Below are 26,808 nucleotides of genomic sequence, written 5' to 3'. Positions count from 1 at the left end.
CGAAACGCCCCTTATTGACTTCGATCAAACGGTCTGCGGCGCGGGCCGATCGCGCGACACAATGGCGCGCCTACGCTGCTGAGAACGGCGCGCGCCTCGCTGTCTGCCATGACGGCAGCTTGTCGCTACCGAAGCATCTGAAGGAGAACCCGATGCGAGCGATGGTGTTCGACGGCAGCTCGGCGACGCTGACCGAGCGGGAAGTGCCTGATCCGCGGCCCGGTGCCGGGGAGATCCTGATCGACGTTCATGCGTGCGGCGTGTGCCGCACGGACCTGCATCTGGTCGACCGCGAGCTCGAGCATCCAAAGCGGCCGGTGATTCCCGGCCACGAAATCGTCGGCGTGGTGGCCGAATTGGGCGCGGGCGTCAGCGGTTTCACGGTGGGCGAGCGGGTCGGCGTGCCGTGGGTCGGGCGCACCTGCGGCCACTGCCGCTACTGTCTGTCCGCCCGCGAAAATCTCTGCGACGACGCTGGCTTCACCGGCTACACGATCGACGGCGGCTACGCCGAGCGCACGGTCGCCGACAGCCGCTACTGCTTTCATCTGCCGCCGCACTACAGCGATGTCGAGGCCGCGCCGCTGCTGTGCGCGGGTCTGATCGGCTATCGCACGTTGAGCATGGCGGGCGACGCCGAACGGATCGGCATCTACGGTTTCGGCGCGGCCGCGCATCTCGTCGCGCAGGTGGCGCGTCACCAGCAGCGCACCGTCTATGCGTTCACGCGTCCCGGCGACCACGCGGCCCAGCAACTCGCGCTGCGCCTCGGCGCGGCATGGGCCGGCGGCAGCGACGAGGCACCGCCCGGCGAACTCGACGCCGCGCTGCTGTTCGCGCCGGTCGGCGCACTGGTGCCGCTGGCGTTGCAGGCGGTCGCGAAAGGTGGCGTGGTGGTGTGCGGCGGCATTCATATGAGCGACATTCCGTCGTTCCCGTACGCGTTTCTGTGGGGCGAGCGGCGCGTGGTGTCGGTCGCGAATCTGACCCGCGACGATGGGCTTCAGTTCATGCGCAGCGCCGCCGAGACGCAGCTCGCGATCGAGACCACGACTTACGCGTTGCGCGACGCGAACCGCGCGCTCGACGATCTGCGCAACGGCAACCTGACCGGCGCGGCCGTGCTCGCGGTCCGCCCGTGATCCGCTAGCGAGCCGTTGGCGCTTGATACAGATCAAGCCGCGCGCCGCGTCGGCGTTCATCATGTAAGCGCGAACCGTTGGCGTCCCCGTCACGGGCCGAGGTGTGAAGCGACGCGGTTGACGCGCCGCCTCGCGGTGCGACGATCCGAGGAGAGCCGATGAACACTGCTGCCGGGCGCAACACCTTCCACCGCGTGATGATCGCGTCCGCGGGCGGCAGCGGACTGCCGCTCGGCACGCGCGTCGCCCGGCAGTTGGTCGCGGCGGATGCGCGCTTTCGTCTCGTCGATATCGTTTGCAATCCTGCCGCGCTTTATCCGACGCTGATGCTCAGCTATCCGGACTGGTGCGAGGCGCATCGCGCGATGCTGCACGGCGCGCAGGCCGCGCTGCGCGACGCGGTGATCGCGTTGCACGGCGTCGTCGCGGCGACCGACGCCGAGATCGTCGATCTCACCGCGCTGCATCAGGGCGCGGCCGAAGCGCTCGCCCACACGGCGACGCAATGGGACGCGGATCTGGTCGCGGTGGCCGCGCATCCGCGTGAACATCGCTGGGACAGCCGTATCGATCCCGAGGAACTGGTCGCGTCGATCGGGCGTCCGGTGCTGTACATGCCGGCGAGGTCGACCGACGCGAGCGATGCCTCGGCGGTGAGCCGCGTGCTGGTCGCGATCGATGGCAGCGACACCGCGCTCGACGCGCTGCGCACCGCGCTCGCGGTAGCGCCGCCCGACGCGCGCATCAAGGTCGTCTACGCGGCCGACGACCGCTTCGCGTGGTGCGAATGGCTGCCGTTCGAAGTCGTGTCGCAGCATCGAATCGATGTCTTGCGGCGCGGCGCGGCGATGCTCGAACAAAGCCGGCGCGCGGCCGAAACCGCGTTGCTCGAGTTCGACGATGATTGCGGCGATGCGTCGAGCGCGATTCTCGACGAAGCGCAACGCTGGCACGCGGACCTGATCGTGATGGGTTCGCACGGCATGCGCGGCGCGCCGCACCCTTTGCCGGGGCACGTGACGTCGCGCACGCTGCGCGACGCGGCGTGTCCCGTGCTCGTGTGTCCGCGCGGCGCGTCGTCGTTGCGGGCGGACGACGTGCCGCACGGCGAGTGGCGGGAGCCGTATCTGGGCAGTCCGGGCGGGCCCTTTTATCTGTAGCAGGGGCGCGCCACGCGCGTTGACAAATCCAACCTCAGTGGAGAATCGGCATGTACCAACATATCCTCGTCGCGCTAGACGGCAGTACTTTCTCGAAACGCGCGCTGAAAGAAGCGGTGAATCTCGCCGCGTTGACGAAGGGCGTCGTGCATCCAGTTTATGTGGTCGACAAGACGCCGCTCTTTTCCTATGCCGGCTATTACGACCCGCTCACGCTCGTCGAAGCCTTGCGCCAGGACGGCCAATTGGTGCTGGAGGAGGCCGAACAGGCCTGCGCCGCCGCCGATGTGCCTTGCCGCCCTGAAATGATCGAGTCGGAGAGCCTGTCCGACGACGTCGCCGCGATCGTGCTGCGCCACGGCGAGCAGATCCACGCCGATCTGCTTGTGCTGGGCACGCATGGGCGACGCGGCGTGCGGCGCCTCGTGATCGGCAGCGTGGCGGAGCGGGTGCTGCGTTTCTCGACCTGTCCGGTGCTGCTCATGCGCGAGCCAAGCACCGAGGATGCGCCAGCAGAGTAACCCGCGACAGCGGGGCGCGGCAGCGCGTGAGCATTACGCGAGCGCGTCGGCCGGTATCTGGATCGAGATCCTGAAGCCATGGCCCGGCGAGCTGGTGAACGACACGTTGCCGCGCAACTGCCGCACGCGTTCGCGAATGCCGAGCAAACCGAATGAATCTGTTCCCTGCGACCGATCCAGCGCGACACCCACGCCGTCATCCTCGATATCGAGCGATACGATGGGGTCCGCGCAGGTCATGTCGATGCGTACGCGGCTGGCCTTGGCGTGCCGCGCGACGTTCGTCAACGCCTCCTGAACGATGCGAAACAGCGCCGTCGCCGCGAATTCGCCGCACACCGGCTCGGCCGGTTCGAGATGCACGCTCGAGCGCACGTCGTAGCGTTTCGTGAAGTCTTCGGCCAGCCAGTCGAGCGCGGCGGCGAGCCCGAGGTCGTCGAGCAGCGGGGGCCGCAGATCGGCGGCGATACGCCGCAGCGAAGCGGCCATCCAGTCGATCTGCTTTTGCAGTTCATGCGTCTGCGCGGCCAGCGGCTCGGTGTCGGCCTGGCTTTTCAGCTTCGCTTCGAGCAGCGCGACGCTCATTTTCAGCGCGGTCAGCCGTTGGCCGAGATCGTCGTGCAGTTCGCGCGCCATACGTTTCTGCTCGTTTTCGCGGGCGATCTGCACGTGGGTGGATACCTGATCCGCGCGTTCGAGTTCCGCGAGGCGCATACGTTCGGTCAGGTCGCGCGTGATCTTGGCGAAGCCGAGCAGCGCGCCCGACGCGTCGTGCACGGCGGAAACGACCACGTTGGCCCAGAAACGCGAGCCGTCGCGACGTACGCGCCAGCCCTCGTCCTCGGTGCGGCCTACGGCTGCGGCGATTTCCAGTTCGCGGGCGGGCTTGCCGGCCGCGATGTCTTCCGGGGTATAGAACTTCGAGAAATGCTGGCCGATGATTTCTTCGGGCGTGTAGCCCTTGATGCGCTGTGCGCCGGGATTCCAACTGGTCACGCGGCCGGACACGTCGAGCATGAAGATCGCATAGTCCTGAACCGCATCGATCAACATGAAATAGCGATCCTCGACGGGCACGTCCGACACGGACGCCGCACTGGTGAAGCAGGAAGACTCGCCGCTCGACAGACCTATCGCTCCTCCGGGTGGTCACGCAAGGTCGCGCACCGCAACGCACCGAGTTATATCAGTTCGGGAGCGCTTGTTCCACCCCGCACGTCCCGCGAACGAACGTGAGGCGAGCGACGCGTCGGCGTTCAAACCCGAGCCAGTCCTTCCGCGTCTTCGATGCGGATCGTTTTGCCGTTCGCCTTGACGAGGCGCTCGCGCTGGAACTTCGAGAACATCCGGCTCACCGTTTCGAGCTTCATGCCCAGAAAGCAGCCGATTTCCTCGCGGGTCATGCGCAAATGAAACTCCGCCGCGGAAAAGCCGCGCGCCTTGAAGCGCTTCGACAGATTCAGCAGAAACGTCGCGACGCGCTGTTCGGCGCTCATCGTGCCGAGCAGCATCATCTGGCTCGATTCGCGCACGATCTCGCTGCTCATCATCTGGTAGATGTGATGCTGCATCGGCTTCATCTCGCGACAGATCGCCTCGAGCTGCGCGAACGGAATGATGCACACGACGCTGTCTTCGAGCGCGATCGCATCGCAATTCTGCTTGCCCTCGCCGATGCCGTCGAAGCCGAGCGAGTCGCCGGCGATCTGGAAGCCAGTCACGTGCTCGCGGCCGTCGCGATGCATGACCACGGTCTTGAACGATCCGGCACGGATCGCGTAGATGCTTTGAAACGCGTCGCCCGCGCGATACAGCGCATCACCGCGTTTGATCGAGCGCGTCGAGCAGATCAACGTGTCGAGTCGGCTCAGTTCGTCGGATGTCAGCTCGGGCGGCATGCAGATCGCGCGCATCGCGCAGGTGGAGCAGCGCGGCACGGCGTAGCGTGTGGCCGCGGTGCGTGGCACGACGTGGATCGGTACGACGTGCGAACTGCGGGGCGCGTCGTGGCGGGGTTCACAGACTGCGGCAACTTGCATGATCTGCTCCTGGCGGTCAGGCCGGATGCGCACGACGCGCATAGGCAATCGCTTCGATGGCACGGCAGGCGAGTTCGAACTCCGAGGTCTTGTCGAAGCAGAAGTCGGCGCCCGCCGCTTCGCACGCTCGGCGAAACGCCGTCGTGCAATGATTGGTCAACACGATGCTGACGATGGACGGCCGCACCCGCGACAGCGCCGCGAGCAGCAGCAGATTGGTCTTGCCCGAGAAGCACGGGTCCAGCACCGCGACATCGGCGCGACTCGCGACGATGTCGTCGAACGTGTGCTCGACGCCGGCGGACTCGCCGGCGATTTCGATGCCGGGAATCAGCGCGATCAGGCAAGCAAGCCGGCGCCGGACCTCGGTCGCATCGTCGACGAGGAAGACTCTCGATAAGGTGGCTGGCGGAGCGGTGTCCATACCGACCAGTATTGGCGACCTCATCTCAGAAATATATCGGCGGGGATTTAAGCGGCGCTAGGAGTTCGGGTAATGTTGTAGGAATATTCCTAGTGCATGGCTGGCGATGGGGTATGTAGCCGAGTGCGAGTACACGGCTACTTTCGACGTGACGGCTTCGAAGGTCGCAGGCATGCAGTTGATTAAGTAATCACGGAACAAGCCGATAAAGACCCATTGACCTGCGTCAAGCCGCGCGGCGGCGCGCGCTTCACACTGTCGGCGCGGACACGCGACGGCACCGCTTCGGTTCATGCCAGCGCTTTCACAGGGAGTCCAACATGTATGCACGAATTCTGGTTGCGCTCGACGACAGTCCCAGCGCGCAGCGCGCCTTTGCCGAGGCGCTGAAGCTCGCGAAGCTGACGGGCGCCACACTCGAAGCCTGCTGCGTGGTAGGGCACGGCAAGTGGTCGGACAATGCCGATGTGGCTTTCGAGCCGGAACCGGCGGCCGCGGCGCAAGAATTCGCCAGCCGCGCGCTCGATGCGCCGCGCGAGCTGATGCGCGAGGCGCAGGTGCCCGGCGGCGTGCGGGTGATCGACGCGTACGCCGAAAGCGTGTCCGCGGTGCTCGCGCGCGTCGCCGACGAAATCGAAGCCGATCTGATCGTGATGGGCACGCACGGCCGCCACGGCGTGCAGCGCTTTCTGCTCGGCAGCGTCGCGGAGTCGCTCGTGCGTGCGACCGACAAGCCGGTGCTGATCGTGCGGCATGACGAACCCGGGCACGCGCGGCCCTGAAGCGCCGCGTCGCGCAGCCGTGGCGCGATCGCGTGGGAGCGGCCGCGCAGCAGCCTGGTTTTCGCGGCTCAGCTCAGGTGAGTTCGTTTTCGGCGCAGGCCGGGACTGACCGATCGCGCGTCGCGCCGTTCGCGTGCGCGGGAACCATCAGCACCGGGCAGCTGGCGCTGCGCAGCACGCGCTCGGCGACGCTGCCGAGCATCAGTCGTTGAACACCACGGCGGCCGTGCGTGCCCATCACGATCGCGTCGGCGTGCCATTCGAGCGCCGCCTCGACGATGCGATGCGCGACGTCTTCGCCGGTGATCGCGGCTTCGACGGTGCGGGCCGTGCCCTTGATCCCGCGCGCGGTCATCCGGCTCTGGGCATCGGCCGCGATCCGCTTGCCTTCCTCGATGAAGGCGTCCTGGATCACGCAAGGGTCGAAGCCGGGCGCGTCGTAGGCGATGACGGGCACGTCGATCACGTACAGCGGCTGCAGCTCGGCGCCCGATTCGGCGGCAAGGGTCAGCGCGGCGTCGAACGCACGGGAGGCGGTGTCGCTGCCATCGAGCGCGACGAGTAGGCGGTGAAACATGGCGGACTCCTTAAGCGGTCACTTCAGTGCGACAACAGCACCGGCACGGTCATCGACTCGAGCATCGTGCGCGTCGCGCCGCCCAGTACGACTTCGTGCAGACGCGAATGCGCGTAGGCGCCCATCACGATCATGTCGCAGCCGAGGTCGGCCGCCTGCGACAGCAGCGCGTCGCCGACCGGCGTGCCGTCCGCGACGCTCAGTTCGCGCACGTCGATCTTGACGCCGTGACGTGCGACGGTGAGTGCGATGTCGTCGCCCGGAACCGTGTCGCGCGGCGGACGATCGCCCGATGAATGAACCGTCAGCAGCGTCACTTTGGACGCGTGCGCGAGGAACGGCAGCGCGTCGTGGATCGCGCGGGTGGCTTCGCGGCTGCCGTCCCACGCGATCAGCACGTGGCGGCCGGGCGCCGCGAAGGTGCCGCCCGACGGCACCAGCAGCACCGGCCGCCCGGCCGACAGCACGACGTGCTCGACGAACTGTTCGGCGACGAACGCCTCGGGATCGGTCGGATCGGTCTGCCCGAGCACGATCAGATCGGCGAGACGCGCATAGGGCGGCACGACGTCGTTCGCGTAGCCGTTCGCGGCGATCCAATGACCGTCGACGTTCGCGCGCGCGAGTTCCGCACGAAACAGCCGCTCGAGCGCGCTGGCACGCTCGTGCCGCAGACGCTCGTGCTCCGCGTAGTAGTCGGCGGTGCCGGCCATCACGAAGAACGCGTGCCGCGGTGGCACGTACGTCGAAAACAGGCCGGTCAGCGTCGCATGAAAGCGGTGTGCGAGCTGCAATGCGATTTCGAGGCGCGGATGTGCACGAACGCTCGTATCGAGGTGAACGAGAATGCTTTTGTAGCTCATCGCCAAAGCTCCGTGACAGAAACGTGGGGAAACGGGCGCAAGCAGGCTCGAGCCCGTCGTCAAATGGAGTCTAAGGGCCCGGCGGCCGCGGCTGTTGATGCAGATCAAGCGCGGGCCGCCGCGCGCTCAGTACAGTGACGGGCACGCTCGACGGTTTGCAACCGCGCCTGGCAATCCTATGCTGTGCTCTGGAGGGCAGCGATCATGATTTCCGAATCCGATGCGCCGCCCGGGCGCCCCGCTTCACCGTGGACCTCGACGGCGTCCGGACCGCCCGAAGGCTGGCTCGACTACGCGGCGGCGTATCAGACCGCACAGGGCGCGGCACACGAGTACGCCGAGCGGTGCTTCGCCGACTGGAGCAAGTCGATCGCTTTCGTCGCGCAGCGCGAGGCGGACTGGTTCGGCGAGGCCAACCGCGCTTGCGCCGCCTGGTATGCGTGGTGGCAGGCGGGGTACGGCATCGCGCCAGGCGTCGCGCCGCTCGCGGGCGGCCTGAGCGCATGGTGGTGGAGCTCGCAGAACGCGCTGCCGTTCGCGGGCGTCGTTTAGCCGCGCGAGCCGGCAAGGCCGGCGCGCGCACCGTCAATGGCAGACACGGCAAGGAGGAGTTCAGATGGGAACGGATCGCGTGGCATTGGTCACAGGCGGGATGGGCGGTTTGGGCACGGCGGTCAGCCGGGCGCTTCATGACGCGGGCATGACGGTCGCGGTGACGCACTCGACGCACAACGATCACGTGTCGACATGGCTGCAGCACGAGCGCGACACGGGGCGCGACTTTCACGCTTACGAAGCCGACATCGCCGACTTCGATTCATGCGCGCGCTGCGCGCAACGCGTGCTGACCGAACTGGGCGGGGTCGACGTGCTGATCAACAACGCGGGCATCACGCACGACACGAGCTTCGCGAAGATGAGCAAGGAGCACTGGGACGCCGTGCTGCGCACCGATCTCGATGGCCTGTTCAACATGAGCAAGCCGCTGTTGCCCGGCATGCTCGAGCGGCGCCACGGCCGCATCGTCAACGTGGGGTCGGTCAACGGTTCGCGCGGCGCCTACGGGCAAACCAATTATTCAGCGGCCAAAGCGGGCGTGCACGGCTTCACGAAGGCACTTGCGCTCGAAACCGCGAAGCACGGCGTCACGGTGAACACGGTGTCGCCCGGTTATCTCGCGACCGCGATGGTCGAAGCGGTGCCGCGCGAGATCCTCGACACGAAGATCCTGCCGCAGATTCCGCTCGGCCGGCTGGGACGTCCGGACGAGGTGGCGGCGTTGATCTCGTTTCTATGCTCAGAGGAGGCGGCTTTTATCACCGGTGCGGACATTGCGATTAACGGGGGTATGCATATGCATTGAGGGTGCTCGCCTTCACCGCGCTTGACCCACGTCAATGACCGCCTTTCTGGCAAGAACAAGATAAGCCCCATAGCAGGCGCCTGGACCCTGAGTCTGCGCGGAACAGGTTCGATCGACACTCGCAAGGGGAGGCGAAGATGGGCATCGACATGCAGATCGTCTACCTTGGCTTTGCGGGTGCCGCTCCGCTCGAAGCGGAAGCAGGTGCGCAACTGGTGCGTCTCGCGCGGTTTGGCGCGCTCGTGTCGCACTGCCATCTCGCCATCGAGGCGTTGCGTCCGGGATCGGCGCATCCGCTGTATGACGTGAGGCTGGATCTGGTCACGCCCGCGCGCGAGTTCAAGCCCGTCGCGCACTGCACTGACGACGACGCCAAAGCGGCGATCCGTCGCGCGTTCGATGCGGCGGAAATGACCCTCGAAACAGCGATCGGCACCGAGCGTGGGAACTGACGAACTTGCGTCGTGACGTGACGCTCGGCGTTCGTCAGATGCGGACTGCTGACGTTTTCCCGGCCACCTCACGCCGATTTGCGGTTTGCCGAACCTCTGGCCGCGCGGCGCGGCCGGCAAACCTTCAACGCGGCGTGCTCGACATCGCGCCAGAATTCGCAGAGCCCCGGATGAACCGCATCGCGCCAACGCGGCCCGATGAAGAGGTCGTAGTGATTGCACTGCTCGATGGTGAGCTGCCGCGCGGCGCGCATCGGCGATGCATCGCACAGCGCATGCGCGCAATGCGTTTGCCCCGCGCCCGTGATCTCGTCGCTGTCACCCTCGATCGAGCACAGCGGGGTATCGCGCAGCGCGGCGATTCGTACCCGGCGCCCGGCGACCGACCACAGATCGCGCGGCAACAGATGTTCGTGAAACACCACACGAAGCATGTCGAAGAAGTAGCACTCCGCCATGTCGAGCACCGCGGCATATTCGTTTGCCGAGCGCAGCGCCTGCTGCGCACCGGGCATGTCGCCGGCGAGCCATCGGGACCAGTAATCCGCTTCGAGTCGCAACTGCCGCTCCGGATGCGCGGCAAAAATCGCGGTCTGCTGGATGAAGCCCGGATACACGAGACGCCCCGCGCCGCAATAGGGCGGTGGAACGATATCGATCGCATGGTCGTGAAACCACTCGAGCGAATGGGAACTGGCGAAGCGGTCGGTGATGGTCGGGTTCAAACGGGTATCGATCGGGCCGCCGAGTAGCGAGAGGCTCGCGATCGGCGCCGCCTCGTCCATGGCGAGCAGCGCCGCGGCGCCGAGCGCAGGCACGCTCGCCTGACAGATCGCGATCACATGAACCGGCGAACCGAACGCGCGGGCGGCGCCGACGAAGCTTTCGAGCGCCTGCACGTAGTCGTCGAGCGATAGCGGGCCCGCTTCGCGCGGCACGTCGCGCGCGTCGGCCCAATCGGTCACGAACACGTCACGTTCCTCGAGCAGCGTTTCGACGGTCTCGCGCAGCATGACTGAGTGATGTCCGGCGAGGGGCGCGCACAACAGCACCGGCAGTTTTGCGTCGGTAGGGGGTGTAGAGGGGTTGCGCTTGAACCTGAGCAGCGCGCCGAGCGGCAAGGAGGCGACGACGCTTTCGTCGACGGTAACGCGGCTACCGTTGCCGGCAACGGAGTGGATCGCGAATGTCGGCGTTCGTTCGAAAGCGCAGGCGGATCTCAGCAGCCAGTAGCTGAACGCGTCGGCCGCCTGCTCCGGGCCGAGCCAGCCCGCTTGCGGGCGCGGCCCCGACTCCGGTTCGGACAGAACTCCTCCGACCATCGCGCGCGCGAGGCGTTGCTGTGCATCGATGAAGGCGTACCACATGATGAACTCCGACGTTCGTCGATCATGAGGGCAGCGTGGCCGCACCGGCACGAACTCGTGACGCGGATACCGTCGCAAAGCTTACCGCGAAACGTCGCGGCGAGGGGCGCGAAATCGGTGCGCGCGGCGCGCCAAGCACGCCGCGTGCAAGAGGCATTGCGCGTTTTCCCGGCAGGGTTTTCACGCGATGGCGTGCGTCTGAAACGGAGCTGAAAGTATCGGGGAAAGCGAACGACGTCGAGCGTGACTCATGGTTCGTGTCGACGGTTGACGTGGATCAACGAGAGAGGCGTTGCGGGCCATTACGCTGACGATGGCAGTCGCTCGCGACAACCCCGAGGAGCATCCAATGGCCATATCAGCAAACGCGCAGGAAGGAACCTGGTCCGTGAGCGTCGAGACGCGGGAGGCGCAGGAAGGCGGGTTCCTGTCGACGATCCATGTCAAACATGTGTCGCCCGAGGGTGACTTCGAACGCACCTTTCATCAGTCGCAGGTGTTCGCCGTGGAAAGAGAAGCGGTACTCGAAGGCTTGCGCGAAGGCATGACGTGGATCGCGCTGAAGACGACGCGGACCATCGGGGTGTAACAGCGCACCGCGCCTCGCGTGCTCGCCGCAACAGGCAACGCGTGCGAGGTAGCGGTGCTCGAGCGTCGCGATGCGTGTCTTCAGATTCCGCTCGTCGGATCGACACGTGTCGCGGGATCGCTTTCGACGACACTGCGCGTCGCTTCCCAGTACGGTTCGCGATGATAGAACTGATGGACCGACGTCCCCCATGCGTGATCGGCCATTGCCGGCCAATGGTCCTTGTCGAAGCCCGGCGAGCTTTTCACCTGCTCGGCCGTGGCGTCCAGCTGGAAGCACTTGCGGTCCGTGTCGAGCGTCAGCGAACGCCACGGGATCGCGTGCAAGGTCCCGCCGATGCCGAGGAAAGCGCCCTCCGTCAGCACCGCATACGCGATGCGGCCGCTGCGCACGTCGAGCATGATGTCGGAGATTTTGCCGAGGTCCTGGCCATCGGAAGAGATCACCTTGTTGCCGTCGAGCGTCGCGGCGGCCATGACCTCGGGTCCGGGACCGTCGCCGACGCCGCTGCCGGCGATACGTGCGCCGGCGCTGGGCTGTACGGGAGTCGCGGAGGCGTTCGGGTCGAGAGGATCGAGCGGGTTCATGTCGAAACTCCTGATTTCCACGGAATACCTGCCGTTCGCAAGACCCGTACCCGAGACCGGATTCGAAGACTAGAATAAAAACACGCCGTGTCGAGACGGCTGCGCTGCGCCCGGATAGGGGGAGCGATCATGCGTTGTGGAATCGTTGGTCTATGCACTGGCGTGGCGGGCGTATGTGTGTTGTCTGGCTGCGTCTATTACGGTCCTTATTCGTACTATCCGGGAGCCGGTGGCTATTACGCCTGCACCAGCGCCACTGCCACCGGCCCCGCGCAAGCATCGTCTGGCAACGCGCCTGTGCCGGCGAGCGGTACGGCGGCCGCGAATCCGGCGCCAAACGACTTGCCGTTGTCGGGACAGAATTGCACGTACGTCGCGGTACCTGCGCCTGCTTATTACGGCTATCCCGGGTATTACGGTTACGGTTATCCCGGCTATTACGGCTATCCCTATGGCTATTCATGGCCGGGCTACTACGGATGGTGGGGACCGTCAGTGGTGATCGGAGGCTACTGGGGCGGTGGCTATGGCCGTGGCGGCTATTACGGCCGCTGGCACGGAGGACATGGCGGGCACTGGCATTGAGCAGCCATCACGCCAGCGAACTACGAAAACGTCTCCGGATAAAGATCCTCGCTCATGTCGAGATTGCCAGTCTGCGCGTAGATCAGCGGGTCGCCGTCCGCGCCGGCTAGCGCGCCATCGACGACGCGCCCAACTATCAGCCGATGATCTCCCGCCTCGATGTCGCCGGTCACCCGGCAGTCGAAATGCGCGAGCGCATCGAGTAACAGCGGCGCGCCGGTCACGCCGGTACGCCAGCGAGCCACCGCGAGCTTGTCGACGGCTCGGCCCGACTGCGTGCCGAAGTGCTCGGCGAGCCTCTGTTGATCCGCGCGCAACACGCTGATCGCGAACACCGCGCCGCTGCGCAGTAGTTCGTACGACTCATGCTCGGGACTGATGCCGAGCGCGACCAGCAATGGTGAAAACGAAACCTGCATCACCGAGCTTGCGGTGAACGCATTGCGGCGCTCGCCGTCCGCTACGCCGATCACATACACACCCGCAGTCAAATGCCGGAAAAGCTGCGCAATCGAATTGCTCATAGGGCCTCCTGGATAAAATTTCGTCGCGTGTTGCATGCCTGTGCGGCTGCTCCGGAACATGCAAAACTTAAATATTGAATCGATATAAACATATCGAAATAGAATGAATCTCAGCGCGGTTGTTCGTCGATAGAGCGTGCATGTTCGGGGCGACCAAAAGCGTTGCACCAAGCGAGTGCAGCCGGCACCAGCGCGTGCACCGATTGGCACTTTCATCGGCTCAAAATAGACCACTCCTGTTCTCTTATAGGGACGTAAAAAAATCTTCGCGATAATCCCGCCATTCACCTGAAGAATTAGAGCGTATTGCCGATAACCAGTTATGTCCGGTACTGCGTTTCGCGTCGGTATGGCCTTGTGTTATAGCGGGCGCCAAAGCGGTGATGTACCTGCTTATCCGTTCGGGTTCTTACATTCTCAACAAAGCGAACTATGAATTTCGGCAATATGAAACTCGGCGCCAAGCTGATCAGTGCGTTCATCCTGGTTTCGATCATCAGCGCTGTTGTCAGCGGGATCGGCCTGCACAACATGGCGGAGATCAGTGCGAACGCAGACAAGACGTATCGGCAGGACCTTGTCGGGCTCAACCTGATACAGCAGGCTAACGCCGACGTACTGAGAGTCGGCACCTATCTGCGCAACGCGGTTCTGGCCACGACGGCCGCACAGCGGGCTGGCTCGCTCGATCAAGCTGACAAGGCCTTTGCCTCGTCACGTGAGCACCTCAATCAGGCGGAGCCGCTCATCTATACCGACAAAGGCAAGGCTACGTTCGCCGACCTCGATCAAGGTTGGCAGGCCTACATCCAGGCCTTCAATGAAATGAAAGGCAAGATCAACGCGGCGGCGTTAGGGGACCGGGACAGCCTGACCGAATACATGCTGGGCGAGTACCACGACAAAGGCTTCAAGACCCTCGTGCTGATGGGCAATCTGGTTGCCCTGAAACAGGCCGACGCGCAACGGACAGCTCAAGCCAACGATGCCGTGTACGAGGAAGGTCGAACTTTGATGCTGGTCTTCGTGGCGATGTCCGTGTCGATCGGCGTGGGAATCGGCATATGGATGATGCGTAGCGTAACGCGGCAACTGGGTACGGAGCCGGCGACGGCTGCTGCTGTGGCCAGAAGCGTGGCGGCCGGCGACCTGAACATCAGTATCGCCCTGCGGCCCGGCGACACGAACAGCCTGATGGCGTCGCTCAAAGCCATGTGCGACGCCCTGGTGCAGGTCGTATCAGAGGTGCGCGAGAACGCCGAAGGTGTCGCGACTGCGAGTGCGCAGATCGCACAAGGCAATCTGGATCTGTCGAGTCGCACGGAGCAACAGGCGGCGTCGCTCGAAGAAACGGCTTCCAGCATGGAGGAACTGACTGCGGCGGTCCGCCACAACACGGACAATGCAACCCAGGCTGCCACGCTCGCGGGTACCGCCTCGAGCGTCGCGCAACATGGCGGCGAGATCGTCGGGCGCGTGGTCGACACAATGCGTGACATCTCCACCAGCTCGGCCACGATGTCCGAGATTATCGGCGTCATCGAAGGCATCGCCTTCCAGACCAACATCCTCGCGCTGAACGCAGCGGTCGAAGCGGCCCGCGCGGGAGAACAGGGGCGGGGCTTCGCTGTCGTTGCGGGTGAAGTCCGCACGCTCGCGCAGCGCAGTGCGACTGCCGCGAAGGAAATCAAGGAGTTGATCTCGGACTCTCTCAGCCGGGTGGAGGCAGGCTCGATGCTCGTCGAAGAAGCGGGCGGTGCGATCAAGGAAATCGTGCAGTCAGTGAAGCGCGTGACCGACATCGTGGGCGAAATCTCGTCGGCATCGAGCGAGCAAAGCACCGGTATCGAACAGGTCAATCAGGCAGTCAACCAGATGGACCAGGTCACACAGCAAAACGCTGCGCTTGTCGAAGAGGCGTCGGCGGCAGCCCAGACAATGGCCCGGCAAGCGGAAAGCCTGCGCAAGACGGTCGCTTTTTTCAAGGTCGATGGCCAGAAGGCTGCTTCATCGCGAGCGACGACGCAAGCGGCAGTACCGCAACGCACGGCCCTGAACCGCGCCCCGTCCTCTGCTGTAACACCGGCAAAGGTTGCGAGGAGACCAATCCCCTCTTCAGAAGGTCCGGTAGTCGTCGCCGCCGCGACTGAGACGGACTGGCAGAAATTCTGAGCGATTCCGACCGGTTCCGGGTGCTGGATGACGTCGATTCATACCGTCGGCGCGTGCCAGCCCCGCGGGAGTCGAGCGGGCGAAGATCCGCGATACACGTGCGCCGGATGGCTATCAATGCGGCGCGGCGACTGCCTCAGGCACGCAGGCAGCGTGGATGATCAACAGTGCAGCCAGGGCGTGTGATTGTGGACGGAGACACCCGGGCCCGCCGGTCAAGCGGGTTCGAGGAAATAGCGCGATGCGCGACTGCACTCGACGTGCAGCGCCTTGAATGTCGTCTCGCCGTCTCCGCGCACTGGCCATCGCTGATCTCGTCTCGCGCCGCTCCGACATGCAGCGCGTGACGGGCAGATGCGCAGCGGTGAGATTCGATTAACGGTAACTCGTGAGATCGTAATCAAAACTATGGGATCAAACGCTCCGCTCAATGTCTCGACAATGGTTGTGAACTCGTTGGAGTCCGCCGGAATAGACCACGTGTTCCTGGTCCCGGGAAAACTGATCTATCCGCTGCTGGACGCAATCGACAACTCCCCTTTGATTCGCGGAATCGTAGGCGCTCATGAGACTGGCAGTGCTTTCATGGCCGATGGCTATGCCCGCGCCAGCCGGAAATTCGGCGTTTGCGCAGGGATTTCCGGCCCAGGCACGATGAATTTCGTTCCCGGCATGGCGGCCGCTCACGCAGACCGGATTCCGATGCTCTATATTGCCGGCGGGATCTCGTCGCACGCGGAAGGCAAAGGGGCGTTCCAGGATGCCACGCCCGGAGGCATTTTTGAAAGCGGCGTGGTCAGAAGTCTGGTGACGGATATCGTCGAGCTAAAGAACAAGGAAAATACTCAGGCCGAGATGCGTCGTGCGATCGAAGGGTTGAACTGGATGCGTCGAGCGCAGTCATTCATCAGTATCCCCGTAGACGTTCAAAAGCAGGATGTCCTGCCCGGTCAGGAGGTGGCACGGCAACCCTACGCTCACCGCGAATTTAACGCATGCGAAGTGCCCGCGAACCGCGCCGCTCTCGATGCCCTGTGCGATCAGTATCTGTTTCAGTCGAAGAGAGTCGCGTTTCTGGTCGGAAGTCGCGGCAATGATGCGGAAACTGCAAAGCTTCTTCTCGAGGTTGCCGAAGGCTTTCACATTCCAGTCGCAACGACACTATCGGGAAAAGGTGCATTTCCTGAGCAACATGCCCTTGCACTGGGTGTGTACGGATTTTCAAGTCATTCGCGCGCTGCACGGGTGATCAACTCCGACGAACTTGACGTACTAGTCGTGTTTGGTAGCGACCTGAACCAGCGAGACAGCATGAACTGGAGCAGGAGGCTGACAGGGGGGAAGGAGCTATTCATCTTTGATGACAGCTTCGATTCACCGGCGATGGGGCACATTTCGCGTCAAGGAATCTTCTCCGGAATTTCCGCGAGCTTCCGGTTGCTGGCCCAGAAAGCCGCGGACAACCCTCCCGGGCTGCCGCAAGCACTGCAAAGAAGAAAGGGGTGGATTGCCGAGATCAACGAGACTCCCCTGTACGACCACCGGTTCGAGCAGTTAGGAGACCGAGTTTCCAGCGGTGACGAAGCGCTATATCCTGGAGACGTAGTTAAGCACTTGTGCCGGATTCTGCCGAAGGACAGCAACGTCGTGGTGGATTCCGGAGCCCACCGCATCTTCATGGCCCATTACTGGCTGTCGTCAGGTAAGGGCAACTACTTTTCGTCGAGCTCGCTCGCCCCGATGGGCTGGGCCATCGCAGCCGGAATCGGCGTCAAGCTTGCGGCCCCGGAACGCCCGTGTGTCGTGGTGACCGGCGATGGGTGCATGATGATGCACGGCATGGAGATTCAGACCGCGGCTCGATACCGAGTCAAGGTGATCTATGTGGTTCTGAACAACGCCGCACATGGCGCAATCCATATCGACGCTATCAGGAGTGGTTCGATTTCAGAGCAGTTCTCCAAATTGCCCTGTCATAGCTGGTCGGCTTTTGCATCGTCGATCGGTGTGGCCGCGCGCGCGGTTGAGCGCATCGACGAGCTTGATGGTGTACTGAGTGAAGCTTGTCAATATGACGGCCCCTTTCTGATCGAAGTCATCACCGGAGTTTTTCCCGCGCCGAACCGGTACTATGCAGAAGCCGAAGCCTGTCCGTGAGATTCCATCCTTCAACGCGGCAAAGCCAACCGCATTGCTGAACGACGCCGCAATCAGACCGTCTGAACGCCGCGCCGCAGTTGTCAACAAAATGTCATTCGAACCGCCTAAGTTTAGACGTTCGAGCCGATGGCAAGGCTCGACGCGGCGATGGGCACGCCGGGCCTGCGGAATGCGCAAGAGAGGGATCGCGGCGCGTAGCTTGCTGCAACCATTGAACCGGTCAGTCAATCTCGTGGAGGCAAACCATGCTGTTCAAACGAGGAATTGCAGTTCTTGCCGTTGCTCTACCGCTCGCGGCCGCGCAAGCGCAAACCGTCAACATCACCGGCGCGGGCAGCACTTTTGCGGCCCCGATCTATAACAAGTGGGCTGACGCCTACCAAAAGGCGGGAGGCGGCAAGGTCAACTACCAAGGCATCGGTTCAGCGGGCGGCATCAAGCAGATCATCGCGAAGACCGTTGATTTCGCAGGTTCCGATGCGCCGATGAAGGAGGACGAACTGGCGAAGACTGGCCTGTTCCAATTCCCGACCGTGGTCGGCGGCGTCGTGCCGGTTGTGAACCTGCCCGGTGTGAAGCCGGGTCAACTCATTCTGTCGGGTGCCGTGCTTGGCGACATCTATCTGAACAAGATCAAGAAATGGAACGATCCGGCGATCGCCGCGCTGAATCCGGGTATGAAGCTGCCAGATACGGACATCGCCGTGGTGCGCCGCGCCGACGGTTCGGGCACGAGCTTCATCTGGACGAACTTTCTGTCGAAGGTGAACCCGGAGTGGAAGTCGAAGGTCGGCGAAGGCACGACGGTGAACTGGCCGACCGGTACGGGCGGCAAGGGCAATGACGGCGTTGCCGCGTTCGTGCAACGCCTGCCGGGCGCGGTCGGTTACGTCGAGTGGGCATATGCGAAGCAAAACAACATGATCTACACCAGCCTGAAGAATTCGGCCGGTATCGTGGTTGCGCCGAAGACCGAAACCTTCAAGGCGGCCGCCTCGGGCGCGGACTGGAAGACGACCTTCTACCAGATCCTGACGAACGAGCCCGGCAAGGACGCGTGGCCAGTCGTCGGCGCGACCTTCGTGCTGCTGCATGCGACGCAGGACAAGCCGGCGCAAGGCGCGGCAACGCTGAAGTTCTTCGACTGGGCGTTCAAGAACGGCGGGCAGGCTGCCAGCGATCTCGACTACATTTCGCTGCCGGATTCGGTCGTGGCGGAAATCCGCGCGCAATGGAAGACCAAGGTCAAGGACGCGTCGGGAAAACCGGTGTTTCAGTGAAGGCCTCGATGCCACCCGCCTCAAACAGCTTGTAATCGATCATGGACGAAGTCAATTGACGCAGGTCCAATTGACTGACGCATAGAGGCGGGTAACGTGTGTGACGGTCCTTTATCACCGCACGCTCATCACACGCCACGGCACGCTCGCGATGTACCATGTCTGCGTGAAATCTCGCGCTGGATATCGTGGAGTACATCATGGGAAGCGCATGGAAACGCCGCTTCAAACTGTTTATCCAGCGTTTCTGGCAGCCAACCAGCGCGTGCATGACCTGTATGCCGGGGAGCTGGGGCAACATCATGAGCCTCACGCACTGGGCGATCGCATTCAAAACCGGGCTGCTCACCGGTGTGCTCGCCCTGCTGCTCACCTTCACGCCGGCGGCGAAGTGGTACGGGAATCGCTATAGCAACGCACTGCTCGTCGGTTGCCTGACCGCTATCGGCGATGCCTACTCTCATTTGAGCCAGTACCGCTTTCATGTTCTCGAACACGTCGCGACGGGGGTCATGTCAGGCCTGTTCGCGCTCGCTGCGTCGTACCTGTTCGAGGACCGCGCGCGCCGCATACGCGCGGCGTGGTCGCGCTTGTTCGGATAATAAGACTTCGATCTCGAACATCGTGAGACCTCACGATGAGTGTTGCGCGTGACAGGTTCGTGCCCGGATACATCGCGGTGAATTGTTCGCGTCAGTGCGGTGACGAAAGCAGTTTGAAGCGCTTCCACAGCTTCTTCAATGTCTGATGATCGGCAGCGACGCGTGACGCGAGGAAGCCGCGTGCGAAGGCCGCGCCCGAGGCTGCTTCCGGCGACGTTTTCAACAACGACTTCAGAAGCTGATCGGCGACGACGGCATCGTTGCGCCAGCCGAGATCATCCTGAAGCGCGGTGAGCGCGTCGACATAATGGCGAACGGCCTGCTTCGGGCATAGCGACGCAAAGAACTCGGTGGCGTATCGAACTTTTTTCGCCGCGATGCGGGCGCGGTGACGACGGTGATCGTCCAGATCGGCCAAACCCTTGCCACGTTTGATCAGTTTCTTGTGCCGACGACGCAGGACATCGGCGGCGAATGACTTCACCGGGCCGCTGATTGCGTTGCGCTGTTCGTCGGACATCTCATCTCGCCAACCTTTGCGGTTCATCCAGAGCGCGAACTGGAGCGCGAGCCGCGTGTAGCGAACCGACTCGACCGCGGCAGCCGCGCGCTGCCGGTTGTTGACGGCAATCTGCTCGCACGCCTGTCTGACGGGCCGGATCTCGTCCGCATTGCCGTCGGCGCCGGCATGGTCGAGCGTCGATCCCGCAAGCACTTCCCAGTCGCGCGCGCCACCGAGTTCCGAGGCAATCCAGCGCAACTCCTCGTCGAATCCGGACGAGGCGGGGATGACCTTCGCAAACAGGTCGAGAGCCGAACGCAAGCGACGAAGTCCCACGCGCATCTGATGGACGCTCGATGGAGCGTGGCCCGACACGACGCCCCGTTCATTCGCGTGGACCTGGTCCAGACAGTTGCGCACAATCACGCAGAACGCATCCTCGACCGAGTCGCGTTTGTTCAGTCGCACTGGTTGCGCTTTCACCGCCTCGCTGTGCTCGTCAATGAGCAGTGCATACCCGACATCTGCCTTGCTGCGATGATCGATACGCAGCGGCACAGTTTCGAGCATTTCCAGCGCGACGCGGTACAGCACATCCGGATTGCCCTGTTTCAGTTCCAGTTCCACCGCGGCGATCTGCACTGATCCCGAATCCGCTTCGACGCTTCCTTCGTCGAGAGCAAGCTCGAGTTCGTCTCCGGACGGCTGGCGCAGCACAAACGCTGACCGGTTGATCCGCGTGACGAACACCGGCTTCAGTTGGGCCGCAACGGTCTCGTCGCGAATCAGCTTTCCGCAGTCGCTGTCGTCGGGGATCTGGTCGTACAGCAGCGTTAGATCGGGCGCGTCGCTATTCACGGGCATCTCGAACTCGTCCCGGTCGAACAACCCCGCCTTGGCCGATCCTTCGCGCTTCAGCGTCTGGATTTTCTCGTTGCCGACGGTGCGCACGCGCAGCGAAGCCCCGCACCAGTGAAATGAAAAATCGGGCGTATCGAAATAGGTGCTCGTCAGCAGGTGAGGCGTTCCCGCCGTGGCTTCTGATTGCGCAAGCATCGACGCGTTACGCAATTTGACGAGATCTTCGTTTGCAACGCGCAGCTTCAGCTCCCGTTCCATGCCGCCTCCGAAATGAGCACCGGACTGTCAGACTACACCGGATTGGCTGGACCGCGTCACGGCAGAACGTCCCCAGTGGCCTCAGATAAAAGTCGTACACGGAAAAAGTGGATGAGACGGTGGACGAGCCTGGCGCGAATGCCTGTACACGTTGGGACATCTTGATTAGGAAATGATCATTTCCTATAATCGCCGTATGACTACACGCAACCATGCTGCCAGACAGCCACGTGCTCCAGGTCGTCCACGCGAATTCGACATGGACGTCGCGCTAAACGGCGCAATCCAGATTTTTCGTGAGCGCGGTTATCAAGGGACGTCTCTTGGCGACCTTGGGTCCGCGATGGGGCTCACGGCCGGCAGTATCTACAAGGCGTTCGCCGATAAGCGAGCGGTATTCCTTGCCGCGCTCGAGCGCTACATCCATCTACGAAATGGCCAGTTGCAGCGCCTGCTCGACGCGGAGCAGACCGGCCGCGACAAGGTACGGGCCATTCTGCGGTTTTATGCTGAGTCTGCAATTGGCGATGAGGGCAAGCGAGGTTGTCTCGTAGTCGGAAGTGCAGTCGACCTGCTGGCCTTCGATGATGAGATCGCGAGTCATGTGGTCGCATCTTTGCAGCGAACGGAGCGTCTGTTGTGTCGTTTGATCCGAGCGGGCCAGACAGACGGTTCGATCGCGTCCGCCGTGGATCCGGACGCTACCGGCCTCGCACTGCTGAGTCTGACGCAAGGTTTGAGAGTCGTCGGCAAAGTCGGGCGATCCCGGGCACACATGATGGCGGCGGCGGATCAGGCCATGCGTCTGTTGGACTAAGCACATCAAGACATAGCATCGCATGACCTCCGCGTGCCGGTCACCCTATTAGGAAACGTACATTTCCTAACATCATCCGCCAATGAGAAAAGCCGCTCAACGGTGTCATCCCCCAACCCAGAGGAGTTTCGTTCGTGAAAACACATCACTCGCCGGTGCCATCAGGGAGTTCCGGATTCGTAAGCACGTTGCCAGTAGCAAGGCCCGTTGCGGGGCTAGCAGGATTCGAGCACAAGTTCGCGACAGTCGACGGACTGAGGCTGCACTACGTCACCGGTGGAAACCCACAGGGCGACGTGGTCGTGTTGCTCGCGGGCTTTCCCGAGAGCTGGTTCGCCTGGCGCAAAGTGATGGGACTGCTCGCAAAGACCTACCGAGTCGTCGCACCGGACCTTCCCGGACAAGGTGATTCGGATCGTCCGATGGACGGCTACGACACACAAGCCCTTGCGAGCCATGTTCACGGTTTGCTCCAGCAACGGGGGATGACCCGGTACTTTCTTGCTGCACACGACATTGGAGCGTGGGTGGCTTTTCCTTACGCCGTAATGTTCGGCGACGAAGTCCGGCGACTCGCGCTGCTGGATGCGGGGATCCCCGGCGTGACGTTGCCTGATGCGTTGCCGAGCGCGCCCGAGCGTGCATGGCGCACCTGGCATTTCGCATTTCACGGGCTACCGGACCTGCCGGAAGTGCTGCTCGCCGGCAAGGAACGTGAATACCTCGACTGGTTCTTGCGGCGAAAGGCGGCCAATAGGCCGCACCATCAGTCACTGCGGGCACTTCATTCCAGAAGAACAACCGCGCGCGGTCGCCGGCGAACTCACTGCGTTCTTTGGAAGCGCAGAGGGGTAACGGGGCTACGTGGGCGCAAGATGCCGCGCATGGCTCAGGCGATGCGGGCGTGCTGTAGGACGATCCATGCGGACCACACAAGCAACGCAATGCCGAGCGGCTTGCCGATGGACCTGCCCCAGCTGAAATTCTTCTCGGCCGACATGATCGCGCCGAGCGCCAGCATCCAGCCGACGCTGCCAGTGCCGACCGCGAACATCAGCAGCATCAGGGCCCAACAGCAGCCGATGCAGAAAGCGCCGTGACTGATGCCGAGCGCAAAGCTTTCGCGGCGCGCGCTCCTGCCGCGCCAATGCTCGGTGATGAACATCAGCGGCGAGCGGCATTTGTCGAGACATCGGTGCTTGAGGCTGCTGAACTGATAAAGGCCCGCGAGCGCGACGATCGCGGCGCCGATCAGCCAGCCGTTTGCAAGCAAGCTCGCAGACTGGTCCGCGACCAGATGGAGCGCCGCGTCGAAGCCGTGCGCGAGCACGCCGAACAGCGCCCACATCGTCGCATAACCGACGATCAGAAGCGCCATCAGCGTGCGCCGGTTTGAGTGCGCGACGGTCATCCGCCGGAAGGTGTCGAAGAGCGGGAAGGCGGTCGGCAGCATCATCGCCGCGATCATCAGCAGCCATGCGACGCTGTGCAGCAATGCCGCAATCGTGAGGCTCGCGCCGGGCACCTCACGGCATATCGGGCCGACGAGCGGCAGTTCGGTCCAACTCGCATGATGCAGAAAACGCGCATAGGGCCCCGCGTCCCATATCCATAACGCGATCCACGCGCTGCCCGTCAATGCGACGAAGAGCGGCGCGAACAGCCGCGAGCGTGCGAGCATCTTCACGACGCGAAGCTGAACGATCCCTGAATGGCGTTATGTCCGGTCAAGGCGAGGTCGAGATCGAGCTTTTCGTGCCGCAGTCGGAATGCGTTCGCCTTGCCGACGAAAGCAGGGGAGCCGGGTATCGTCGAAAAGATGCTTTCGACCAGTTTGGTCGGCTCGCCGGTCGGGCCGCGATAGGGCTCCAACTCGGCCTCGATGGCTTCGCCGACTTTCATCCTGCCCTTGCCGTCGACGACCGCGTATTCGATCGGCGCGCGTTCCACGGACACGACTTCGCCGATCAACTGCACGAGATCCGCGATGGGGCCACCGCGCTCGCCACGGTGCACGCTAACCAGGGCGTCGAATTGCGCGTCGCTCGCGCGCTCGTCGACGAACATCGCGACGCGCCAGCCGCCTTTGAGCACGTTGCCGGGAATGAACGCCGCGAACGCGATCGTCAGGCCCGATACATCGACGCCGTCGATCATGCCTTGCTCGTAGTGGTATGCAAGCGCGCTGCGGCAAATGCCGTTATCGGGATCTTCTCCGATCCAGCACGGACACAGCACCTTGCATTCACACACTTCGAGGATGCTGCCCATCAGTTGATAGCTCATTCACGCCTCCGCTGCCGGTTGGCTCCGGCCGGGAAGAACATCGCCGGACATCCTCTGTTGTAGCCGCTAAGCGGGCAGGAATCAAAGTGTTCGGGGCACTGCGAATGATTGAAGCGGCTTACACAGTCGGTGCTTTTGCGGTGCAGGAGGGGCGCAACTCTTATATAAGACATAAGACATTTGACCTTGCATGGGTATTGCAATTAAAATCGCGATCGAAGCAGTGCCCGGCACAGCTTGGAGTGCCTTAAAAGCCTTTCCCTGAAACGCAAATACCAGCAGGTCCCCCATGCTTGAAAATTTTCGTGCTCACGTGGCCGCACGCGCCGCGCTCGGCATTCCTCCCCTGCCGCTGACGGCTCAGCAGACCGCCGAGCTGGTTGAACTCCTGACGAACCCGCCCGCTGGCGAAGAGCAGACGCTGCTCGACCTGATCACCAACCGCGTGCCCGCCGGTGTGGACGAAGCCGCCCGCGTGAAGGCAGGCTTCCTCGCCGCCGTGGCCAACGGCCAGACCGCCTGCGCGCTGATCTCGCGCGCCCGTGCGACGGAACTGCTCGGCACGATGCTGGGCGGCTACAACATCCAGCCGCTGATCGAACTGCTGTCCGACGCCGAAGTGGGCACCGTGGCCGCCGACGCGCTGAAGAAAACCCTGCTGATGTTCGACCAGTTCCACGACGTCAAGGAACTGGCCGACAAGGGCAACGCCAACGCGAAGGCCGTGATGCAAAGCTGGGCCGACGCCGAATGGTTCACGAGCCGTCCGGAAGTGCCGCAAAGCCTGACCATCACCGTCTTCAAGGTGACGGGCGAAACCAACACCGACGACCTGTCGCCGGCCCCGGATGCGACCACCCGTCCGGACATCCCGCTGCACGCACTGGCAATGCTGAAGAACGCGCGTCCCGGTATCACCCCGGAAGAAGACGGCAAGCGCGGCCCGGTCAAGTTCATCGAGTCGCTGAAGGAAAAGGGCCACCTGGTCGCGTACGTGGGCGACGTGGTCGGCACCCGGCTCCTCGCGCAAGTCGGCCACCAACTCGGTGCTGTGGTTCACGGGCGAAGACATCCCGTTCATCCCGAACAAGCGCTTCGGCGGCGTGTGCCTCGGCGGCAAGATCGCCCCGATCTTCTACAACACGATGGAAGACGCCGGCGCTCTGCCGATCGAACTCGACGTGTCGCAGATGGAAATGGGCGACGTGGTCGAACTGCGCCCGTACGAAGGCAAAGCCCTGAAGAACGGCGCAGTGATCGCCGAGTTCCAGGTCAAGTCCGACGTGCTGTTCGATGAAGTGCGCGCCGGCGGCCGCATTCCGCTGATCATCGGCCGCGGCCTGACCGCCAAGGCACGCGAAGCGCTGGGCCTCGCCCCGTCGACGCTGTTCCGCCTGCCGCAGCAGCCCGCCAATAGCGGCAAGGGCTTCTCGCTGGCGCAGAAGATGGTCGGCCGCGCTTGCGGTCTGCCGGAAGGCCAGGGCGTCCGTCCGGGCACGTACTGCGAACCGAAGATGACCTCGGTCGGCTCGCAGGACACCACGGGCCCGATGACCCGCGACGAACTGAAGGACCTGGCGTGCCTCGGCTTCTCGGCCGATCTCGTCATGCAGTCGTTCTGCCACACTGCCGCTTATCCGAAGCCGGTGGACGTCAAGACCCACCAGACGCTGCCGAACTTCATCAGCAACCGTGGCGGCATCGCGCTGCGCCCGGGCGACGGCGTGATCCACTCGTGGCTGAACCGCATGCTGTTGCCCGACACCGTGGGCACCGGCGGCGACTCGCACACGCGCTTCCCGATCGGCATCAGCTTCCCGGCCGGTTCGGGTCTGGTCGCCTTCGCGGCCGCCACCGGCACGATGCCGCTGGACATGCCGGAATCGGTGCTGGTCCGCTTCAAGGGCAAGATGCAGCCGGGCGTGACCCTGCGTGACCTCGTCAACGCAATCCCGCTGTACGCGATCAAGCAAGGCACGCTGACGGTTGCCAAGCAAGGCAAGAAGAACATCTTCTCCGGCCGCATTCTCGAAATCGAAGGCCTGCCCGATCTGAAGGTCGAGCAAGCGTTCGAACTGTCGGATGCTTCCGCCGAGCGCTCGGCCGCCGGTTGCACGGTGCACCTGAACAAGGAACCGATCATCGAATACCTGAACAGCAACGTCACGCTGCTGAAGTGGATGATCGCCCAGGGCTACCAGGATCCGCGCAGCCTGCAGCGCCGCATCAAGGCGATGGAGCAGTGGCTGGCCGACCCGCAACTGCTGTCGCCGGATGCCGACGCCGAATACGCAGCCGTCATCGAGATCGATCTCGCCGACATCCACGAGCCGATCGTGGCCTGCCCGAACGATCCGGACGACGTGAAGACGCTGTCCGACGTAGCCGGCGCGAAGATCGACGAAGTGTTCATCGGCTCGTGCATGACCAACATCGGTCACTTCCGCGCCGCGTCGAAGCTGCTGGAAGGTAAGCGCGACATCCCGGTCAAGCTGTGGGTGGCCCCGCCGACCAAGATGGACCAGAAGCAACTGACCGAGGAAGGCCATTACGGCGTCTTCGGCACGGCTGGTGCGCGTACCGAAATGCCGGGCTGCTCGCTGTGCATGGGCAATCAGGCACAGGTGCGCGAAGGCGCGACGGTCATGTCGACGTCGACCCGTAACTTCCCGAACCGTCTCGGCAAGAACACGAACGTGTACCTCGGCTCGGCGGAACTGGCGGCGATCTGCTCGCGCCTCGGCAAGATCCCGACCAAGGAAGAGTACATGGCCGACATGAGCGTGCTCAACGCCAACGGCGACAAGATCTATCAATACATGAACTTCGACCAGATCGAGGACTTCAAGGAAGTCGCCGACGCCGTGACGATGTAAGTGTGCTGCCGGGCTACGG

Annotated in this window: 25 protein-coding genes and 3 pseudogenes; 16 read left to right on the top strand and 12 right to left on the bottom strand. The window is 63.4% G+C overall.

All coding sequences use genetic code 11. From position 1 onward, the window contains the following. Positions 1-152: 152 nt before the first annotated feature. From OKW38_RS04320 to OKW38_RS04310, 3 genes are all read left to right on the top strand, one after another. The gene (locus OKW38_RS04320; protein WP_429332662.1) at positions 153-1,142 is read left to right on the top strand and encodes a zinc-dependent alcohol dehydrogenase family protein; all 990 of its coding nucleotides are present in this window, start codon (positions 153-155) and stop codon (positions 1,140-1,142) included. Between the two features lie 158 nt (positions 1,143-1,300). Continuing rightward, positions 1,301-2,302, top strand: a complete 1,002-nt coding sequence (locus OKW38_RS04315) for a universal stress protein (RefSeq protein ID WP_429360142.1) — start codon at positions 1,301-1,303, stop codon at positions 2,300-2,302. Positions 2,303-2,352: 50 nt separating this feature from the next. Next, a complete protein-coding gene (locus OKW38_RS04310) occupies positions 2,353-2,823 on the top strand; it encodes a universal stress protein (protein ID WP_429360140.1) in 471 nt (156 codons plus the stop codon). On the opposite strand, the pseudogene OKW38_RS04305 reads toward OKW38_RS04310, so the two are convergent. The 4 genes and pseudogenes from OKW38_RS04305 to OKW38_RS04290 all read right to left on the bottom strand — a co-directional run. Continuing rightward, positions 2,783-2,923, bottom strand: a pseudogene (locus tag OKW38_RS04305) (hypothetical protein); the annotation flags it as partial. The gene OKW38_RS04310 and the pseudogene OKW38_RS04305 sit on opposite strands and share 41 nt — an antisense overlap. Beyond that, the gene (locus tag OKW38_RS04300) at positions 2,857-3,957 is read right to left on the bottom strand and encodes a PAS domain-containing sensor histidine kinase (protein ID WP_429360687.1); all 1,101 of its coding nucleotides are present in this window, start codon (positions 3,955-3,957) and stop codon (positions 2,857-2,859) included. The pseudogene OKW38_RS04305 and the gene OKW38_RS04300, both read right to left, overlap by 67 nt. Positions 3,958-4,079: 122 nt before the next feature. Continuing rightward, positions 4,080-4,862 (bottom strand): fumarate/nitrate reduction transcriptional regulator Fnr, encoded by a 783-nt coding sequence (gene fnr, locus OKW38_RS04295; protein WP_167368790.1) that lies wholly within the window; start codon positions 4,860-4,862, stop codon positions 4,080-4,082. Between the two features lie 16 nt (positions 4,863-4,878). Beyond that, positions 4,879-5,286, bottom strand: coding sequence for a response regulator transcription factor (locus tag OKW38_RS04290; protein ID WP_090810865.1), 408 nt, complete (start codon positions 5,284-5,286; stop codon positions 4,879-4,881). Positions 5,287-5,606: 320 nt separating this feature from the next. Between OKW38_RS04290 and OKW38_RS04285 the strand changes: the two genes are divergently transcribed. Continuing rightward, positions 5,607-6,068 carry a universal stress protein gene (locus OKW38_RS04285; protein ID WP_429360139.1) on the top strand — a complete coding sequence of 154 codons (462 nt, stop codon included), beginning with the start codon at positions 5,607-5,609 and terminating at the stop codon, positions 6,066-6,068. Between the two features lie 73 nt (positions 6,069-6,141). On the opposite strand, the gene OKW38_RS04280 is transcribed toward OKW38_RS04285, so the two are convergent. Further along, positions 6,142-6,645: a universal stress protein gene (locus OKW38_RS04280; protein WP_090810869.1), complete on the bottom strand. Its 504-nt coding sequence runs from the start codon at positions 6,643-6,645 to the stop codon at positions 6,142-6,144. Positions 6,646-6,668: 23 nt separating this feature from the next. Continuing rightward, entirely contained in the window at positions 6,669-7,508 is an 840-nt protein-coding gene (locus OKW38_RS04275) for a universal stress protein (RefSeq protein ID WP_184069548.1), read from the bottom strand. 204 nt (positions 7,509-7,712) lie between these two features. Here OKW38_RS04275 and OKW38_RS04270 point away from each other — a divergent pair, with 204 nt between their 5' ends. From OKW38_RS04270 to OKW38_RS04260, 3 genes are all read left to right on the top strand, one after another. Next, positions 7,713-8,060 (top strand): polyketide synthase, encoded by a 348-nt coding sequence (locus OKW38_RS04270; protein ID WP_429332669.1) that lies wholly within the window; start codon positions 7,713-7,715, stop codon positions 8,058-8,060. A 64-nt stretch (positions 8,061-8,124) separates the two neighbouring features. Then, on the top strand, positions 8,125-8,871 hold the full coding sequence (gene phbB, locus OKW38_RS04265) for an acetoacetyl-CoA reductase (RefSeq protein WP_429360137.1): 747 nt from the start codon (positions 8,125-8,127) through the stop codon (positions 8,869-8,871). A 137-nt stretch (positions 8,872-9,008) separates the two neighbouring features. Continuing rightward, entirely contained in the window at positions 9,009-9,323 is a 315-nt protein-coding gene (locus OKW38_RS04260) for a hypothetical protein (protein ID WP_429332670.1), read from the top strand. A gap of 68 nt (positions 9,324-9,391) precedes the next feature. Here OKW38_RS04260 and phaZ read toward each other — a convergent pair whose 3' ends face one another. Beyond that, positions 9,392-10,690 carry a polyhydroxyalkanoate depolymerase gene (gene phaZ, locus OKW38_RS04255; protein WP_429360135.1) on the bottom strand — a complete coding sequence of 433 codons (1,299 nt, stop codon included), beginning with the start codon at positions 10,688-10,690 and terminating at the stop codon, positions 9,392-9,394. A 349-nt stretch (positions 10,691-11,039) separates the two neighbouring features. Here phaZ and OKW38_RS04250 point away from each other — a divergent pair, with 349 nt between their 5' ends. Then, on the top strand, positions 11,040-11,279 hold the full coding sequence (locus OKW38_RS04250; protein WP_090811852.1) for a hypothetical protein: 240 nt from the start codon (positions 11,040-11,042) through the stop codon (positions 11,277-11,279). Between the two features lie 80 nt (positions 11,280-11,359). Here OKW38_RS04250 and OKW38_RS04245 read toward each other — a convergent pair whose 3' ends face one another. After that, complete coding sequence (locus tag OKW38_RS04245) at positions 11,360-11,866, bottom strand: PRC-barrel domain-containing protein (protein ID WP_429360133.1); 507 nt, start codon at positions 11,864-11,866, stop codon at positions 11,360-11,362. 129 nt (positions 11,867-11,995) lie between these two features. Between OKW38_RS04245 and OKW38_RS04240 the strand changes: the two genes are divergently transcribed. After that, a complete protein-coding gene (locus OKW38_RS04240; RefSeq protein ID WP_429360131.1) occupies positions 11,996-12,451 on the top strand; it encodes a hypothetical protein in 456 nt (151 codons plus the stop codon). A gap of 20 nt (positions 12,452-12,471) precedes the next feature. Here the strand turns inward: OKW38_RS04240 and OKW38_RS04235 are convergent, their stop codons facing one another. Then, positions 12,472-12,975, bottom strand: coding sequence for a flavin reductase family protein (locus tag OKW38_RS04235; protein ID WP_429360129.1), 504 nt, complete (start codon positions 12,973-12,975; stop codon positions 12,472-12,474). Between the two features lie 432 nt (positions 12,976-13,407). Between OKW38_RS04235 and OKW38_RS04230 the strand changes: the two genes are divergently transcribed. The 4 genes from OKW38_RS04230 (at position 13,408) to OKW38_RS04215 (ending at position 19,189) form a co-directional block, all read left to right on the top strand. Continuing rightward, on the top strand, positions 13,408-15,147 hold the full coding sequence (locus OKW38_RS04230) for a methyl-accepting chemotaxis protein (protein ID WP_429360128.1): 1,740 nt from the start codon (positions 13,408-13,410) through the stop codon (positions 15,145-15,147). A gap of 354 nt (positions 15,148-15,501) precedes the next feature. Further along, on the top strand, positions 15,502-17,304 hold the full coding sequence (locus OKW38_RS04225; protein ID WP_429360127.1) for a thiamine pyrophosphate-binding protein: 1,803 nt from the start codon (positions 15,502-15,504) through the stop codon (positions 17,302-17,304). 248 nt (positions 17,305-17,552) lie between these two features. Beyond that, positions 17,553-18,587: a phosphate ABC transporter substrate-binding protein PstS gene (gene pstS / locus OKW38_RS04220; RefSeq protein ID WP_090810888.1), complete on the top strand. Its 1,035-nt coding sequence runs from the start codon at positions 17,553-17,555 to the stop codon at positions 18,585-18,587. A 200-nt stretch (positions 18,588-18,787) separates the two neighbouring features. Continuing rightward, the gene (locus tag OKW38_RS04215) at positions 18,788-19,189 is read left to right on the top strand and encodes a hypothetical protein (RefSeq protein ID WP_090810890.1); all 402 of its coding nucleotides are present in this window, start codon (positions 18,788-18,790) and stop codon (positions 19,187-19,189) included. Between the two features lie 91 nt (positions 19,190-19,280). Here the strand turns inward: OKW38_RS04215 and OKW38_RS04210 are convergent, their stop codons facing one another. Next, complete coding sequence (locus tag OKW38_RS04210; RefSeq protein ID WP_429360125.1) at positions 19,281-20,810, bottom strand: CHAD domain-containing protein; 1,530 nt, start codon at positions 20,808-20,810, stop codon at positions 19,281-19,283. Positions 20,811-21,069: 259 nt separating this feature from the next. On the opposite strand from OKW38_RS04210, the gene OKW38_RS04205 reads away from it, so the two are divergent. Then, the gene (locus OKW38_RS04205) at positions 21,070-21,627 is read left to right on the top strand and encodes a TetR/AcrR family transcriptional regulator (RefSeq protein WP_429360124.1); all 558 of its coding nucleotides are present in this window, start codon (positions 21,070-21,072) and stop codon (positions 21,625-21,627) included. A gap of 350 nt (positions 21,628-21,977) precedes the next feature. Beyond that, positions 21,978-22,463 (top strand): annotated as a pseudogene (locus OKW38_RS04200) (alpha/beta fold hydrolase); the annotation flags it as partial. A gap of 53 nt (positions 22,464-22,516) precedes the next feature. On the opposite strand, the gene OKW38_RS04195 reads toward OKW38_RS04200, so the two are convergent. Together OKW38_RS04195 and OKW38_RS04190 are read right to left on the bottom strand one after the other, a co-directional pair. Continuing rightward, positions 22,517-23,308 (bottom strand): DUF2182 domain-containing protein, encoded by a 792-nt coding sequence (locus OKW38_RS04195; RefSeq protein WP_090810896.1) that lies wholly within the window; start codon positions 23,306-23,308, stop codon positions 22,517-22,519. 2 nt (positions 23,309-23,310) lie between these two features. Beyond that, on the bottom strand, positions 23,311-23,913 hold the full coding sequence (locus OKW38_RS04190; protein ID WP_090810898.1) for a DUF1326 domain-containing protein: 603 nt from the start codon (positions 23,911-23,913) through the stop codon (positions 23,311-23,313). Between the two features lie 289 nt (positions 23,914-24,202). Here OKW38_RS04190 and acnB point away from each other — a divergent pair. Then, a pseudogene (gene acnB / locus OKW38_RS04185) lies at positions 24,203-26,789 on the top strand (bifunctional aconitate hydratase 2/2-methylisocitrate dehydratase). Positions 26,790-26,808 lie beyond the last annotated feature (19 nt).

Origin of the sequence: Paraburkholderia sp. MM5496-R1 (genome assembly GCF_050436205.1) — a bacterium.
Classification (GTDB): Bacteria; Pseudomonadota; Gammaproteobacteria; order Burkholderiales; family Burkholderiaceae; genus Paraburkholderia; species Paraburkholderia tuberum.
This window is presented reverse-complemented; position numbering and strand designations above follow the sequence as displayed.